Genomic DNA, 15,069 nt, shown 5'->3' on the forward strand with positions numbered 1-15,069 from the left:
CGCTGCACACGTTTGCGCGACATGCTTTGGACCCCCTCCTCCACGGTTCGATCCCGCCAAACTGCGCTCGAGAATGGCCCTGCCGGGAACAAAAGACCGCTCGCCGCGTTTGCGGTGCACAAGGTCGGGCTGTTCCGACCGACGTCGTAGAACCCGCGGCAACAAGGAGTAAATCATGTCTCTCGGTCTGTTTTCCAGCTCGTCCAGCCGCAAGCGCCATCATCTGATGGGTAGCGCCATTGAGGACCAGTTGAGCGATTTGCGCAGCGACATCGCTTCGCTCGCCAGTCTCGTGTCGAAGCGCGGCAACAAGGCGAGCCACATGCTCTCATCGCGCGCCAGCGACGTTCGTGGCCAGGCCGAGACCGGTCTTTCCGATATGATGGACGGTGCAGAACAACTGCTCTCCGACCTCCGTAACCGTTACGCGTCCACGGAGCGCCAGGTCCGCCACACCGTCCGCGAACATCCCCTCGCCACCGTCGGCGCCATTGCCGCGATTGGCATTGCTTTCATCGCGTTGTCGCGCCGCTAAGGCACCGTCTTAGGTTAAGGATGCCGTCCCTCCTAGAGGGGCGGCTTTTCAGGGTTTGAGGGAGAATCTGCATGGGGTCTTTGGCGGCATTACTGTCAGGCGTCGTACTCACTGATATTTCAACGGTCGTCGCACGGACCAAACGCAACGCCATCTTCATGGCGATTGCTGGCGTCTTCTTTCTGACCGCCTATGTTTTCCTGCTTGTCGCCGGCACCATCGCGCTTTCCAACGCCTATGGCATGATCCCGGCAACGCTCATCATGGGCGGCGTCTTCATTGCCATCGCCGTCGTTCTCTTCATCGTCATGTCGGCCATGACCTCTGCCGAAAAGCGTCGCGCCGCCGAGCGCCGCCGCCAGTCGCAGCTGAAGACCAACGTTGCCATCACCACGGCTCTGACCGTCTTTCGCCGCAAGCCGCTGGTCGCCGCAGGCGTCGCCATGGCCGTCGGTGCGCTTCTCGGCGTCACACGCGGACGCCATGACGACTGATACCGTTTCATATGCGAACATCAAAAAGGCCCTTCCGGGCCTTTTTCGACGTCTGGAGCAGGGTCCCTGCCTTATAGGGGAAGCCGCACGAGGGCCGTGACACCCGCAGCGAGATATTCCACTTTCACAGAACTGCCCATGACCTTGTCGAGGCTCCGCTCGATCAGAATGGACCCAAAGCCGCGCCGGCCGGGCTGCTTCACCGCGGGGCCACCGACTTCCGTCCAGGTCAGGTTAAGGATACGCCCCGTCTCTTCCTGATGACCGCGCGCCGTAATGACAATACGCCCGTCTGCCACCGAAAGAGCACCGTATTTATAGGCATTCGTCGCCAGTTCGTGCAAAACGAGGCCAAGGCCGACAGCCTGATCGGGGCCGAGAAGGATCTCGTCCTTATGGATTTCGATCTGTGCCTCGTAGTCGCGCACATGCGGAGACAGCTGCTTCTTGAGCAGGGCCGACAACCGGATCTCGCCCCATTCGTGGTCGGAGAGCAGACCATGGGCCTCGGAGATCGCCTGAAGGCGTCCGGCGAAGGCCGTCATGAACTCCTGCGGATCGCTCGTCTGCCGCAGGGTCTGTCGGGCCAGCGACTGGAGCATGGCCAGCGTGTTCTTGACCCGGTGATTGAGCTCCCGCAGAAGCAGACGCGTGCGCTGCGTCGTGGACTGTTCGGCCGTCACGTCGATATTGACGCCGAGAAAGCTCTTCGGCTTGCCCAAGGCGTCGCGCTCGTGCACCCGCCCACGCCCCAGCACCCAGCGGCCCGTCGTCTCGATGCGAAACGTGCTGGCATATTCCGCATCTTCGGTCATCGCCGCGCGCAGATTGTCCAGCATTCCGGCCCGATCTTCCGGGTGAATAAAACCGATGATGTCGCGCGCGCTCATCGTCGTCGCGGTCACGCCGAACATCCGCGACATCGCCGCATTGCAGGTCACCTGTCCCGTCTCCGCATCCCAGAGCCAGCTGCCGACATTCGCAGCCTCCAGCGCTTGCGCATGCCGCTTCTCGTCGCGCGAGAGTACCTCGGCACGCGCAGCGCGAGCGCGCGCATCCTCCTTGAAACTCATCAGGCGCGATGCGATCCGCGCCAGACGCTGCAACTGCGCCGTCAGCGCCGCCGGCACGTCGAGGCGCGGCACCCGGTCGATGACGCAGACCATGCCCACAGCATGCCCCTCGACCAGCAGCGGCGCACCGGCATAAAAGCGCACCCCATCCGCAACGCAGGGCTGTGTGGCAAACCGGGGATCGCTGGCCGCATCCCGCACGACAAAAGGTGCAGGCGGATGGGTCGCCACTGCATGCGCGCCGAAACAGGTGAAGGCGTCAATCTCGGAAAGGTCGGTGCCGACACGGGCGATCACCCATTCGCGCCGGTCGTCGATGAGGGTCAGGAGCGCCACGGGTGCGTCGAAGATGCCGGCGGCAACCTCCACGACTTCCTGGAATTCGGCCGACATACCGAGACGTCCCGGTTGAAGCGACCGCAGGGCAGCAAGCCTGCCCTGATCCAGAATGATCGCAGGGATATCTGGCAGCAAATCCGGTTTCGTCTCAGTCATCAATACTCGCCTGCGGCATCCCCAGGACCGAATGGATGGTCCGCGGAGTTGAATCGGTTCGACCGGAATCTGCATGATCCTGCGCGCGACAGCAATGGTGAAAGGCGCAAGGTTAAAAAATCGGCGCGTCCGAAAACGCGCCGACAGATATTGGGTGGTCAGTTAGGCTCAGGAAACGAAGGCGCGGGACGTCAGCGGCGCAGATGTCGCATCCGGCCCATATTCGTTCTCGCCCGTCACCTGCAGAATATCCGACAGGCGCTGGCGGGCACGGTTCACGCGGCTCTTGATGGTGCCGAGAGCGCAACCGCAGATCTCCGCGGCTTCCTCGTAGGAAAAGCCAGAGGCGCCGACGAGAATGATAGCTTCACGCTGGTCCGGCGGCAGCATATTCAGCGCGCGCTTGAAATCCTGCAGGTCCAGCGAACCGTATTGCGACGGATGCTGGGCGAGCGACTCCGTGAAGAAACCGTCGCTGTCCTGCACCTCGCGGCCGCGCTTGCGCATCTGGCTGTAAAGCTCGTTGCGCAGGATCGTGAACAGCCAAGCCTTCATGTTGGTGCCCATCTCGAAGTGATCCTGTTTGGCCCAGGCCTTCATGATCGTGTCCTGCACCAGATCGTCGGCGCGATCGTGACGACCGATCAGGGACATGGCAAAAGCGCGCAGGCTCGGCAGGGCGGCCAGCATTTCGCGCTTGAAGCTGGGTTCTTCAGCCGGCATCTTCGTACTCATTTCGCACCATCCGGAACGTGACGACGCTCGACTGCGTCGAGTTGCTCGAGGAGATCCAGAAAACGATCGGGAATGGCTTCTTCCTGTACGGAAACATATAGCGCGCGTAACTTCGTCGCGATCTGCGCATGTGGATTATCGGACCGGACCGGCTCGCCGGCTCCGGAACTTGCCCCAGTTTTATCGGTCATGAATACGAAATACCTCGCGTGGTGATCGCACCCTAAATGCATGACGGAAAAATTTGTTCCCGTAACGGAACCTTTTTTTTGGATCAACGTTCCCATAACTGTCATGGCCAAGATTTCGGCCGGATTGAGGGAGTTTTTGAATGTCATTGTCCACCCGGATCGCTCCGTTCCTGCCCTATCTGCGCCGGTATTCCCGCGCCCTGACGGGGTCCCAGACCTCGGGCGATGCCTATGTCGCCGCCGTTCTGGAAGCGCTGATCTCGGATATGTCGATTTTCCCGGAAGCGAGCAGCGACCGCGTCGCGCTGTTTCAGCTTTACACCAAGCTGTTCGGATCCTCTTCGGTCCTCATTCCGGAGCCGGTATCGCCCTTCGCATGGGAGAAACGCGCCTCCATCAATCTGGCATCCGTGTCTCCCCTCGCCCGTCAGGCTTTCCTGCTGGTGTCCGTCGAGGGCTTCCGCACCAGCGAAGCCGCTGAAGTTCTCGGTACGTCGGAAAGCGGCATGGCGCAACTGATCGAGCGGGCGTCCGAGGAAATCTCCCGTCAGGTGGCGACCGACATCATGATCATCGAAGACGAACCGCTGATCGCGATCGATATCGAGCAGATGGTCGAAAGCCTCGGCCACCGCGTCACGGGCATCGCGCGCACGCGCGACGAGGCGGTCGCTCTTTTCAACGCGACGCAGCCGAGCATGGTGCTCGCCGACATCCAGCTGGCCGATGGCAGCTCGGGCATCGATGCGGTGAACGAGATCCTGCGCAGCGCAGCCATTCCCGTCATCTTCATCACCGCCTTCCCGGAACGTCTGCTGACAGGCGAGCGTCCCGAACCGACCTTCCTCGTGACGAAGCCGTTCAATCCCGACATGGTCAAGGCGCTGATCAGTCAGGCCCTGTTCTTCAACGAATCGACCCAGGCGGCTGCCTGGGGATTCGCAGCACATGCCTGCACCGCCTCTTCGAGCCGCGCCTTTCCGGGCGCGGCTTTTCTCATCGGTCGATCAAGCCGGCATCGTCGCAACATCATAACAATGATGGAACGGACCCGGCTTTGCCTCGTTAACGCGTCAGCCGCCCCGTATTGTAGTGAATGAAGAGGCATCCCGCGTGACCAGCGCAAGCAGTTCAACATCTCCAGCCGGCAAGATGAACGCCGCCGAAGCTGGAGAGAGTATCGGACTGCTGGACCGCGTCGTGAAGAAAACCGGCGCAGGTTACATCTTCCAGTCCGAAGCTCTCGACATTCTTCTCTCCGGCAACCTGCCCGACCGCCTGAGCGGCTTTCTCTTCGAAAATGGCGACATCGGCGTTCTCGGCGATGAGGACGGCAACCGGCTGCTAGCCATGAAGAAAGCCGTTTACGACACAGCGGAAGCCGACTGCATGGAGGTCGAACTTCCCTCCTCCGCAGGCCTCATGACCTTCAGGATTGACCTAGAGCGGATTACCACACACGGCACGGATGGCATTCTCTCGGTCATCACCGATATTTCGGAGACGCGTCACCGGGAACGTGTCCTGAAGACCCTCCTTCGGGAACTCAGCCACCGCTCCAAGAACCTGCTCGCCATCATCCAGGGTATCGCGACCCAGACGGCGCGTCAGGCCCTGTCGCTTGAGAGTTTCATGGTCAAGTTCCGCGGACGCATCCAGTCGCTGGCCTATTCGCAGGATCTGGTGACAGATTCCAGCTGGCGGGGAGCGTTCCTGTTCGCGCTGGCCGAAAAACAGTTCGCTGCCTATTGGTCGGAACCCCGCATGCCGATTGTCGCCACAGGCATCAATGCGCATCTTTCACCGAATGCCGCGCTCCACATCGGTCTCGCGTTGCATGAACTTATCGTCAATTCCGCCTCCCACGGCGCCATCGCCGCCGGCGTGAATTCGCTGACGCTCGACTGCTTCGAGACGGTCTTCAATGACAAACGCGCCCTTGAGCTCGCCTGGATCGAACATCTTCCAGAGGCGGACCACACGCGCGACCACGACGAGCCGAGCTTCGCCCGGACCGTGCTTGAACGCGTCGTGCCCATCGCCGTGGCCGGAAAGGCCCTCTACGTCACCTCTGCCGATCGGATCGAATACCATCTGACGATTCCCGCGCACGAATACGAGATCCTCACCCCCGTCGAGGACTAGACGAGGCCTTCATGCGATCTGGATATTATGAGCGCACTTTTGCGGACAGTGCGGCGCAATCGTGTGATTTTTTCTGAAGCTGAAAAAGAAACAGCCAGTGCCGGGGGGAGGCACTGGCTGTATTCGACAACTCACCGAGGGGGCATGTGAGTCGGAAGCCGGATATTCTTGGGTGGCTCTCATTGGGGGCGATGAGAGCCATGGTCCGGACATTCAGTAAACACGCCGGCCAAGCATTGGTTCCCGGGCTCCATATCTTTTTTCAAAATTTTCTGACGCGCCGAGAAACAGGCGGGGGTCAGGCTTTCAGTCAGCCTCGAGCTCTGCCCGGTGACGGTACAGGCTGAGGAATTTTTCATAGTCGCGGTCGTAGACAGCCTGCATCGCGGGGTCGGGCTGGCGTGCGAAGCCGCCCGGGCTCATCGCTGCGCCGGCGGCCGCCAGATCGGCATGAACACCACCGGCAACGGAAGCGACCATCGCTGTTCCCAGCAGTACCGCATCCGTGGTTTCCGGCACCACGACACGGCAGCCCGTCGCATCGCTGTACAGGTCCATCAGCAGCGGGTTGCGCACATGGCCGCCTGTCACATGCAGCGTATCCACGTGATAGCCGGCATCCTTCATCATCGCGAGGATATGCCGCACGCCGAGCGCGATGGCGACGCAGGTTCGCCAGTAGAGCCGGCAAAGTGCGTCGAAAGAACTGTCGAGCGTCAGACCTGAGATGACGCCGCGCGCATGCGGATCGGCAAGCGGCGAGCGGTTTCCATGGAAATCCGGCAGCACGTGCAGCCGCGCGGCGAAGTCCGTGCCGTAAGCCGCGCGCAGTTCCTGAACGCGCAGCACGATCCGCGCATGGATTTCCGCGTCCGGCTCGCCGCCGGCACTGTGGCTGCGCACCACATGGTCGAGCAGAGCCCCGGTCGCCGACTGTCCCCCTTCGATCAGCCATTGTCCGGGAAAACAGGCCTCGTAGTAGGGTCCCCACATGCCGAAGCCGGGGCGCATCTCGCGGGAGAACGCGACGACGCAACTCGATGTCCCCGCGATCAGCGCCAGTTGCCGCTCCAGCACCTCGGGTCGGCTGGCGAACTGACCCAGCACGCCGATAGCGCCGGCATAGGCATCGATGACTCCCGTCGCGACCCGGCACGCCTCGTGAAGCCCGAGATCAGCCGCAGCCTCCGCCGTCAGCACGCCGATTGCAGATCCGACGGGGCAAGCATCGGCCTGAAGGCTTCCGCGCTCCAGAAGGTCATGAAGTCCGATCACATCGAGAAAATCCCGCTGCCAGCCGCCGGCATGGCTGAGATAGTTCCATTTCGCCGTGAGCGTGCAGCGCGATCGCATCGTACTGCCCGTCGCCCGCCATGACATGAAGTCCGCGAGATCGAAGAGATAGCCGATCCGCTCCCACTGCTCCGGCAAGGTCTGCTTCAGCCAGAGGAGTTTGGGCATCTGCATTTCCGGCGACATGACGCTGCCGGAGTGACGAAGCACCGGATGCTCCGTCGCCGTGCAGGCATCCGCCTGCACCAGCGCACGATGGTCCAGCCAGACGATCGTGTCCCAGCGCGGATCGCCCTTGCGGTTGACCGACAGCGGCGCGCCGTTATGATCGCGCACGACAAGCGAGCATGTCGCATCGAAACCGATGGCGGCGATAGCTTCGGCCGGAACGCCCGCCTTGGCACGCGCCGTCTTCACGGCGATGCAGACGGCCGACCAGATATTTTCGGAATCGTGCTCGGCGTGGTTTTCTTCCGGCCGGTTCATGAGGATCGGATAGTCCGCCCGCGCCAGAAGGCCACCAGCGGCATCGAAGATCCCCGCCCGCGCGCTGCCCGTGCCGATATCCACTGCGACGATCAGATCGCCCATGTCGCACCCGTCATGTCACGCATGGTCGGCCAGGCTCCGGACAACGAACAGGCGCGCGGCGCTGTCCGAAGGCTCGCCGGTGTCGCAAGGTCGATGCTGGAAGCGATGCGGTGCGTCAGCCTGGGTGTCCATCCCGCTTTTGTTCTTTGGCCACAAGATGGATGAGTTCGCGCATATCGTCAAACACCGCATCCGGCTGAAGCGCACGAATGGCGCCGAGATGCCGCTCGGTGCGGGCATGCGAGGCGCCCGTGAAGGCAAAGACGCGCATGCCGGCAGCTTTCGCCGCCACGACTCCCGCCGGGCTATCCTCAATGACGATGCATTTTTCCGGCGCCACGCCCATAACGCCCGCTGCATGCAGGAAGAGGTCGGGGGCCGGCTTGCCGTTGGTGACCATGGTCGCGCTGAAGATATGCGGGTCCAGCCGGTCGATGAGCCCGGTAATTGTCAGCGACAGGCGGATGCGCTCCATCTGGCTCGACGACGCGACGCAGCGCGGCACATCCAGATGGTCGAGAACACCGGCGATCCCGGCAATCGGCTGCAGTTCCGTTTCGAACCGTTGGTAAAGATCCCGCCGCATGTCTTCCAGAAACGGCTCGTCCACATGCAGCCCGAAGTCGTCATGCAGGATCTTCGTCATCGTCATCAGGCTCTTGCCGAGAAACCGCTCGGTGGCTTCCTCGGCATCCATCTCGACACCGGCGGTGCGCAGCACCCGTACCAGCACATCGAGAGACAAGGGCTCGCTGTCGACCAGCACGCCATCGCAATCGAAGATGACAAGTTCGGGTGCGGCCATGATGATCTTACTCCGTCAGTTTTCCGTCGAGATAAAGCTGCAGCGTCTGGCGCGTGCCCTGCTCCCATAGCGTCTTTAAGGCATGAGTAAAACGTTTGCGGAAAAGTTCGGACTGCGCCACCTCGCCGAAGATGTCGGAAAGCGCCAGAAAAGCCATCGGATCGTCCTTCGCCTTCACCGCCGCCTCGTGCAGGCGGTCCGCGCTGGCGTCGTTGAAGGTGATGGCGGCGCCGCTGTCCGTCGTGCCGGCGAAGTAGCGGCACCAGAGAGCGGAGACCAGCGCCAGACCGACAACGTCGAGGCCCTGACGCAGGCGGTCGCCGGTCGAGGGAAGGATGAATTTCGGCTGCCGGTTCGACCCGTCCTGGGCGAGGCGGGGAATGGTGTCGCCGATCTTCGGGTTGAAGAGACGCGTCTCGACCTGTTTGTAATAGGCCTTGAGATCGGTCTCAGGCACGGGCGGAACGATCGGAATGATCTCGTCGTGCTCGAGCTTTTCGAGGAAGGCCTGAATGATCGGCTCCTCCATCGCGTCATGCACGAAATGAATGTCGAGCAGGGCTGCTGGGTAGGCGATGGCCGCATGGCCGCCGTTGAGAATGCGGATTTTCATGAGTTCGTAGGGCGCCACATCGGAGACGAACTGGACGCCGACCGCTTCGAGCGCGGGCCGCCCGGCGGGAAAATGGTCCTCCAGCACCCACTGCTTGAATTCCTCGCAGAACACCGGCCAGGCATCGTCGATGCCGTATTCCTCGGCCGCGATTCCGATCTCGCGCGGGCCGGTTGCCGGCGTGATGCGGTCGACCATGCCGTTCGGGAAGGCGACATTCGCGTCGATCCAGTCGGCGAGTGCCGTATCCGACAGCCGGGCGAGCCCGGAGACGGCGGCATGCGTGACTTCGCCATTGCCGGGAATGTTGTCGCAGGACATGACCGTGAACGGCTGGATACCCTTTTCCTGCCGCGCCTTGAGCCCAGCGATGATGAGGCCGAACACCGTCTTCGGCGCATCCGGGTTTGCGGCATCTGCAGCGATGGCCGGGTGCTGCGGATTGAAGTGGCCTGACGCGGGATCGATGAAGTAGCCGCCCTCGGTAATCGTCAGCGAGACGATGCGGATTGCCGGATCGGCGAGCCGTGCAATCGTCTCGGCGGGATTGCCGGGCGCGAGGTAGTCGATCATCGGCCCGGTCACACGGGCGGCGGACCGGTTGTTGTCCTGCTCGACCACGGTGGTGAGATAATCCTGACCGGCCAGCTTCTCGCGCATGGCGGTATCCGACGGCAAGACGCCCGCGCCGACGATCGCCCAGTCGAGATCCCGGCCGGTGTTGAACAGATCGTCCAGATAGACCGCCTGATGGGCGCGGTGGAAATTGCCGACGCCGAAATGGACGATCCCGGCGCTCAGCGCGGAGCGCTCGAAGGCAGGAACGGTCGCCGTGGCCTTGATGGCGTCGAGGTTTGCAAGCGAAAGCTTGTTGGTCATGGTGTTACCCTTTTCGGAAAGCGGCCTGGAGATCGAGCGGGCGTCAGCCTCAGCTCATCCAGTTTCCGCCGTCGACATTGTAGGTCTGGGAGACGATGTAGTCGCTGTCGGAAGAGGCAAGGAACACGGCCATGCCCGTCAGGTCCTGCGCGGTTCCCATGCGCCCGAAGGGCACTTCCGCGCCGACGAGCTTCTTCTTCTCGCCGAGCGGCCGGTTCTCGTATTTCGCGAACATCGCGTCCACGCCGTCCCAGTGCTCGCCGTCCACGACGCCGGGGGCGATCGCGTTGACGTTGATCCCGTGCGGAATGAGGTTGAGGCCCGCCGACTGGGTCAGGCTGATGACCGCCGCCTTGGTCGCGCAATAAACGGCAACCAGCGCTTCGCCGCGCCTTCCGGCCTGGCTCGCCATATTGATGATCTTGCCGCCGCGCCCCTGCGCAATCATCTGTTTGGCCGCCGCCTGTAGCGTGAACAGCGTGCCGGAAACGTTGATCGCAAACAGCCGGTCGTAGCTCTCGCGGGTAATCTCGGCGATCGGCGCAAGGTCGAACAGAGCCGCATTGTTGACGAGGATGTCGAGCCCGCCAGCCTTCTCCACGACGGTTGCGATCGCCGCGTCGATGGAGGCCTGCCGGGTCACGTCCATCTCCACCGGATAGGCCTGTGGTCCCAGTTCGGCCGCGGTTTCCGTTGCGCGCGCAAGATTGATGTCGGCGATTGCGACGGTTGCGCCCTCCGCAATGTAGGCTTCCGCGAATGCGCGGCCGATGCCCCGGGCCGAACCCGTGATCAGCGCGCTTTTTCCTTCAAGACGTTTCATCGGATCGCCATGCCCTTCTCGTTGAACTTGTGGATGCGCGCCTCGTCGGGCGTGAGATAGACGGTGTCGCCGTGCTGCACGGGCACGTCACCCGCGATACGCGCGGTCACCTGACCGATGCCCTCGACCTGGATGTGCAGGAATGTGTCGGCGCCGAGGTGTTCGGCAACGCTGACCTTGCCCGTCCACGTGCCGCTGTCGCGCGACAGCTTCAGGTGCTCGGGCCGCACGCCAATCGTGTGGGCGTCGTAGCCGCTGGCGAAGGCTCCGGTCGCAAAATTCATGCGCGGCGAGCCGATGAAGCCCGCGACGAACAGGTTGTTCGGCTTGTGGTAGAGATCGAGCGGCGAGCCGACCTGCTCGATATTGCCGGCGTTCAGCACCACGATCTTGTCGGCCATGGTCATGGCTTCCACCTGATCGTGGGTCACGTAGATCATCGTGGTCTTCAGCTGGTTGTGCAGTTCGCTGATCTCCAGCCGCATCGTGCCGCGCAGCGCCGCATCGAGGTTGGAAAGCGGCTCGTCGAAGAGGAAGGCGGAGGGCTCGCGCACGATGGCCCGGCCGATGGCGACACGCTGGCGCTGGCCGCCCGAAAGCTGGCCCGGACGGCGGTCGAGATAGTTGGTGAGGTTGAGGACGCGGGCAGCCTCGGTCACCTTCTTGTCGATCGCGCCCTCCTCCATCTTCGCCATCTTCAGCGGGAAGGCGATGTTGTTGCGCACCGTCATATGCGGATAGAGCGCATAGGACTGGAACACCATGGCGAGGCCGCGCTTGGCGGGCGCCTCGTTGGTGACGTCGCGGCCGTCGATTTCGATATGCCCGGAGGTCGCATCCTCAAGGCCTGCGATGATCCGCAGCAGCGTGGACTTGCCGCAGCCCGACGGTCCGACGAAGACCACGAACTCACCGTCCTTGATTTCGAGGTCGATGCCCGGAATGACCGTCGTGGCGGCGAAACTCTTCGAGACGTTCTTCAGACGTATATTGCCCATGGTGCGCGCTCCCGCTCGTCTTGTCGTTATATCTTTTATTGATCTGCTACTTCACGGCGCCGAAGGTCAGGCCGCGCACAAGCTGCTTCTGGCTGAACCAGCCCATGATCAGGATCGGCGCGATGGCAAGCGTCGAGGCTGCCGAAAGCTTTGCCCAGAACAGGCCCTGAGGCGACGAGAACGAGGCGATGAAGGCCGTCAGCGGTGCCGCGTTCGTGGTCGTCAGGCGGATCGTCCAGAAGGCTTCGTTCCAGGCGAGGATGATGTTGAGCAGCATGGTGGAGGCAATGCCCGGCACCGCCATCGGCGTCAGCACGTAGGCGATCTCGCCCCAGAGCGAGGCGCCGTCCATGCGGGCGGCTTCGAGGATCTCGCCCGGAATTTCCCGGAAGTAGGTATAGAGCATCCAGACGACGATCGGCAGGTTGATCATGGTCAGCATGACGGTCAGGCCGAACCGGCTGTCGAGCAGGCCGAAATCGCGGAACAGAAGGTAGATTGGCACCATGACGGCGGCAGCCGGCATCATCTTGGTGGAGAGCATCCACATGAGGATGTCCTTGGTGCGCGGCGTCGGCGAGAAGGCCATCGCCCAGGCGGCGGGGACCGAGATCAGCAGCGCCAGAAACGTCGAGCCGACCGAGATGATCACCGAGTTCAGGAAGAACTTGAAGTAGTTGCTCTGCGCCTGCACGGCCGCGTAGCTCTCCACGGTCCCCGACGGGATCAGGTTGAAACCCTGGATCGCCTCGGTCTCGGATTTGAACGAGGTGATGATCGTGTAGAGGATCGGGAAGAAGATCACTAGCGCCACGATCCAGGCGAGCACGGTGAAGAAGACGGTCCTGCGGGTGGATACGGCGCGTGCCATGGTCTTGATCTCCCTACTTGTCGAGGTTCTTGCCAACGGCGCGCATCAGGAAGAAGGCGACGATGTTGGCGAGGATTACGGCGATGATGCCCCCGGCGGATGCGCCGCCGACGTCGTAGCCGAGAAGGGCCGTGCGATAGATCAGGAACGGCAGGTTGGTCGAGGCATAGCCCGGTCCGCCATTGGTGGTGACGAGGATTTCCGCATAGACGCCGAGCAGGAAGATCGTCTGGATGAGAATGACGACGGTGATCGAGCGGGCGAGATGCGGCACGGTGAGATAGATGAACCGGTTGAAGAAGTTCGCCCCGTCCATCTCGGCTGCCTCCTTCTGCTCGCCGTCGAGCGATTGCAGGGCGGTGAGCAGGATGAGCGTCGCAAACGGCAGCCACTGCCAGGCGACGATGATGATGATCGAGAACAGCGGATATTGCCCGAACCAGTCGACAGGCTGCACGCCGAAGAACCGGCTGATATCGGCAAACACCCCGTATTGCGGGTGCATGATCATGTTCTTCCAGACGAGTGCGGCCACCGGCGGCATGACGAAGAACGGGGAGATGACGAGGATGCGCACGATCCCCTGCCCCCAGACCGGCTGGTCCAGCATCAGCGCGATGGCGATGCCGCCGATGACGGTGATGGCGAGCACGCCGACGACGATGATCAACGTATTCCAGATCGACTGGAAGAAGGCGGGATCGCTGTAAAAATACTGATAGTTGAACAGGCCGGCGAAACTGACATTGCCCGGATTGAGCAGATTGTAGTTCTGGAACGAGAACCAGAGCGTCATTGCCAGCGGCACGATCATCCAGATCAGCAGCAGCCCGACGGACGGCGCCATCATGATCCGGGCAAGGCCTCGGGTATTCTGCGTTGCCATGGATAGACCCTCCCTCTGGTGTCGCCGGCTCTGACTTCCTCGACCATGGAAGGGGCGGCTTGTTGTTGTGTGGGTTGTTTGTCGGTCTCGGGCGGCGTGCGGGTCGGCCCCTCATCCGCCTGCCGGCACCTTCTCCCCGCTTTGGCGGGGCGAAGGGCACTCGGAGTTACCGTGTGGCACGTCCCCTCTCCCCGCGAGCGGGGAGAGGGCTAGGGTGAGGGGCAACCACGCATCACGCGTGACGGACAACCCCACCCATCGAGCTACGAGTTTACTTGATATACCCGCCGCGCGTCATTTCACGTGTCGCTGCCGTCTGGGCCTGCGCCAGTGCATCGTCGACAGACATCTGTCCGGCAAGGGCTGCCGAGAACAGCTGGCCGACCGTCGTACCGAGGCTCTGGAACTCCGGGATGGCCACGAACTGGACACCGACGTAGGGAACGGGCTTGGTCGAAGGGTTCTTCGGGTCGGCCGCGTTGATGCTCTCGAGCGTCATCTTGGCGAAGGGTGCCGCCTTCTGGTACTCGGCGTTCTGGTAGAGCGAGGTGCGCGTGCCCGGGGGAACGTTGGCCCAGCCTTCCTTCTGCGCGACGAGGTCGAGATAGTGCTTGCTGGTCGCCCAGGAAACGAACTTCTCGGCCGCTTCGGCCTTCTGCGTGCCGGCGGGGATGGCGAGGTTCCAGGCCCAGAGCCAGTTGCCGCGCTTGCCGAGGCCCGTGTCGGGCGCCAGTGCGAAGCCGACCTTGTCGGCAACGGTAGAGTCCTTCGGGTTGGTCACGAAGGATGCCGCCACCGTGGCGTCGATCCACATGCCGCACTTGCCCTGCTGGAAGAGCGCCAGGTTCTCGTTGAAGCCGTTGGACGAGGCGCCCTGCGGGCCGGCATCGTTCATCAGCTTGACGTACATGTCGAGCGTGTTCTTCCACTCCGGCTGGTCGAACTGCGGCTTCCAGTTCTCGTCGAACCAGCGTGCGCCGAAGGCGTTCGACGTGGCCGTCAGGAACGCCATGTTCTCGCCCCAGCCGGCCTTGCCGCGAAGGCAGATGCCGTTGATGCCGTTGGCACGGTCGGTCATCTTGCGCGCCGCGTCGTTGATGAAGTCCCAGGTCGGCGCGTCGGGCATGGTCAGCCCCGCCTTCTCGATGAGGTCCTTGCGGTACATCACCATGGAGCTTTCACCGTAGAACGGTGCGGCATAGAGCTTGCCGTCGGCCGTCAGGCCCGAGCGGATGGCCGGCAGCAGGTCGTCGACATCGTAGTCGGCACCGAGGTTGTCGAGCGGCAGAAGCCAGTTCTGCTTGGCCCAGATCGGAACCTCGTAGGTGCCGATGGTCAGCACGTCGTACTGGCCACCCTTCGTGGCGATGTCTGTGGTGACGCGTTCACGCAAGACGTTCTCTTCCAGCGTCACCCATTCGAGCTGGATGTCGGGATTGGCCTTGGTGAAATCGTCGGTGAGAGTCTGCATCCGGACCATGTCGCCATTGTTCACCGTCGCGATGGTGAGGGTCTCGGCCTGGGCCAGACCGCCGGAAACGGCTGCAATGACGAGTGCCGAGCATGCGCCCAGCAGAGATGTCTTCAAATTCATGATCTTCCTCCCAGAAGAGTAATGAGCATTTGCCTCGCTCACGGGCAA

At 62.4% G+C, this 15,069-nt stretch carries 14 protein-coding genes and 1 pseudogene; 4 read left to right on the forward strand and 11 right to left on the reverse strand.

The annotated features are described in order from the left end of the window. Positions 1-175 precede the first annotated feature (175 nt). Together GA0004734_RS14780 and GA0004734_RS14785 are read left to right on the forward strand one after the other, a co-directional pair. A complete protein-coding gene (locus GA0004734_RS14780) occupies positions 176-535 on the forward strand; it encodes a hypothetical protein (protein WP_092934880.1) in 360 nt (119 codons plus the stop codon). Positions 536-606: 71 nt separating this feature from the next. Continuing rightward, positions 607-1,029, forward strand: a complete 423-nt coding sequence (locus GA0004734_RS14785; RefSeq protein ID WP_092934882.1) for a phage holin family protein — start codon at positions 607-609, stop codon at positions 1,027-1,029. 71 nt (positions 1,030-1,100) lie between these two features. On the opposite strand, the gene GA0004734_RS14790 is transcribed toward GA0004734_RS14785, so the two are convergent. From GA0004734_RS14790 to GA0004734_RS14800, 3 genes are all read right to left on the reverse strand, one after another. Beyond that, a complete protein-coding gene (locus tag GA0004734_RS14790) occupies positions 1,101-2,597 on the reverse strand; it encodes a sensor histidine kinase (RefSeq protein WP_092934884.1) in 1,497 nt (498 codons plus the stop codon). 168 nt (positions 2,598-2,765) lie between these two features. After that, entirely contained in the window at positions 2,766-3,320 is a 555-nt protein-coding gene (locus GA0004734_RS14795; RefSeq protein ID WP_092936329.1) for an RNA polymerase sigma factor, read from the reverse strand. Positions 3,321-3,328: 8 nt separating this feature from the next. Beyond that, entirely contained in the window at positions 3,329-3,523 is a 195-nt protein-coding gene (locus GA0004734_RS14800) for a NepR family anti-sigma factor (RefSeq protein WP_092936330.1), read from the reverse strand. A gap of 140 nt (positions 3,524-3,663) precedes the next feature. On the opposite strand from GA0004734_RS14800, the pseudogene GA0004734_RS14805 reads away from it, so the two are divergent. Together GA0004734_RS14805 and GA0004734_RS14810 are read left to right on the forward strand one after the other, a co-directional pair. Further along, positions 3,664-4,455: pseudogene (locus GA0004734_RS14805) on the forward strand (response regulator); the annotation flags it as partial. Positions 4,456-4,636: 181 nt separating this feature from the next. Continuing rightward, positions 4,637-5,668 (forward strand): sensor histidine kinase, encoded by a 1,032-nt coding sequence (locus tag GA0004734_RS14810; RefSeq protein WP_245292431.1) that lies wholly within the window; start codon positions 4,637-4,639, stop codon positions 5,666-5,668. Positions 5,669-5,974: 306 nt separating this feature from the next. Here the strand turns inward: GA0004734_RS14810 and GA0004734_RS14815 are convergent, their stop codons facing one another. The 8 genes from GA0004734_RS14815 to GA0004734_RS14850 form a co-directional block, all read right to left on the reverse strand. Then, the gene (locus tag GA0004734_RS14815; RefSeq protein ID WP_092934888.1) at positions 5,975-7,552 is read right to left on the reverse strand and encodes an FGGY-family carbohydrate kinase; all 1,578 of its coding nucleotides are present in this window, start codon (positions 7,550-7,552) and stop codon (positions 5,975-5,977) included. Positions 7,553-7,667: 115 nt separating this feature from the next. After that, a complete protein-coding gene (locus GA0004734_RS14820) occupies positions 7,668-8,357 on the reverse strand; it encodes an HAD family hydrolase (RefSeq protein WP_092934890.1) in 690 nt (229 codons plus the stop codon). Between the two features lie 7 nt (positions 8,358-8,364). Continuing rightward, on the reverse strand, positions 8,365-9,849 hold the full coding sequence (locus tag GA0004734_RS14825) for a mannitol dehydrogenase family protein (protein WP_092934892.1): 1,485 nt from the start codon (positions 9,847-9,849) through the stop codon (positions 8,365-8,367). 49 nt (positions 9,850-9,898) lie between these two features. Continuing rightward, the gene (locus tag GA0004734_RS14830; RefSeq protein ID WP_092934894.1) at positions 9,899-10,672 is read right to left on the reverse strand and encodes an L-iditol 2-dehydrogenase; all 774 of its coding nucleotides are present in this window, start codon (positions 10,670-10,672) and stop codon (positions 9,899-9,901) included. Then, the gene (locus tag GA0004734_RS14835; protein WP_092934896.1) at positions 10,669-11,670 is read right to left on the reverse strand and encodes an ABC transporter ATP-binding protein; all 1,002 of its coding nucleotides are present in this window, start codon (positions 11,668-11,670) and stop codon (positions 10,669-10,671) included. The genes GA0004734_RS14830 and GA0004734_RS14835 overlap by 4 nt, the downstream gene beginning before the upstream one ends. Positions 11,671-11,716: 46 nt before the next feature. Continuing rightward, a complete protein-coding gene (locus tag GA0004734_RS14840) occupies positions 11,717-12,541 on the reverse strand; it encodes a carbohydrate ABC transporter permease (RefSeq protein ID WP_092934898.1) in 825 nt (274 codons plus the stop codon). 13 nt (positions 12,542-12,554) lie between these two features. Next, positions 12,555-13,427, reverse strand: coding sequence for a carbohydrate ABC transporter permease (locus tag GA0004734_RS14845; RefSeq protein WP_092934900.1), 873 nt, complete (start codon positions 13,425-13,427; stop codon positions 12,555-12,557). A 271-nt stretch (positions 13,428-13,698) separates the two neighbouring features. After that, the gene (locus tag GA0004734_RS14850; RefSeq protein WP_092934902.1) at positions 13,699-15,021 is read right to left on the reverse strand and encodes an ABC transporter substrate-binding protein; all 1,323 of its coding nucleotides are present in this window, start codon (positions 15,019-15,021) and stop codon (positions 13,699-13,701) included. Between the last annotated feature and the right edge of the window lie 48 nt (positions 15,022-15,069).

Source organism: Rhizobium sp. 9140, from assembly GCF_900067135.1.
Taxonomy (GTDB): Bacteria; Pseudomonadota; Alphaproteobacteria; order Rhizobiales; family Rhizobiaceae; genus Ferranicluibacter.

Excerpts from the sequence above, each read along its gene's own strand:
- GA0004734_RS14825 (WP_092934892.1), bottom strand. The coding sequence starts at position 9,849 with ATGACCAACAAGCTTTCGCTTGCAAACCTCGACGCCATCAAGGCCACG.
- GA0004734_RS14820 (WP_092934890.1), bottom strand. The coding sequence starts at position 8,357 with ATGGCCGCACCCGAACTTGTCATCTTCGATTGCGATGGCGTGCTGGTC.
- GA0004734_RS14780 (WP_092934880.1), top strand. The coding sequence starts at position 176 with ATGTCTCTCGGTCTGTTTTCCAGCTCGTCCAGCCGCAAGCGCCATCAT.
- GA0004734_RS14815 (WP_092934888.1), bottom strand. The coding sequence starts at position 7,552 with ATGGGCGATCTGATCGTCGCAGTGGATATCGGCACGGGCAGCGCGCGG.
- GA0004734_RS14790 (WP_092934884.1), bottom strand. The coding sequence starts at position 2,597 with ATGACTGAGACGAAACCGGATTTGCTGCCAGATATCCCTGCGATCATT.
- GA0004734_RS14840 (WP_092934898.1), bottom strand. The coding sequence starts at position 12,541 with ATGGCACGCGCCGTATCCACCCGCAGGACCGTCTTCTTCACCGTGCTC.
- GA0004734_RS14795 (WP_092936329.1), bottom strand. The coding sequence starts at position 3,320 with ATGCCGGCTGAAGAACCCAGCTTCAAGCGCGAAATGCTGGCCGCCCTG.
- GA0004734_RS14845 (WP_092934900.1), bottom strand. The coding sequence starts at position 13,427 with ATGGCAACGCAGAATACCCGAGGCCTTGCCCGGATCATGATGGCGCCG.
- GA0004734_RS14830 (WP_092934894.1), bottom strand. The coding sequence starts at position 10,672 with ATGAAACGTCTTGAAGGAAAAAGCGCGCTGATCACGGGTTCGGCCCGG.
- GA0004734_RS14850 (WP_092934902.1), bottom strand. The coding sequence starts at position 15,021 with ATGAATTTGAAGACATCTCTGCTGGGCGCATGCTCGGCACTCGTCATT.
- GA0004734_RS14835 (WP_092934896.1), bottom strand. The coding sequence starts at position 11,670 with ATGGGCAATATACGTCTGAAGAACGTCTCGAAGAGTTTCGCCGCCACG.
- GA0004734_RS14785 (WP_092934882.1), top strand. The coding sequence starts at position 607 with ATGGGGTCTTTGGCGGCATTACTGTCAGGCGTCGTACTCACTGATATT.
- GA0004734_RS14800 (WP_092936330.1), bottom strand. The coding sequence starts at position 3,523 with ATGACCGATAAAACTGGGGCAAGTTCCGGAGCCGGCGAGCCGGTCCGG.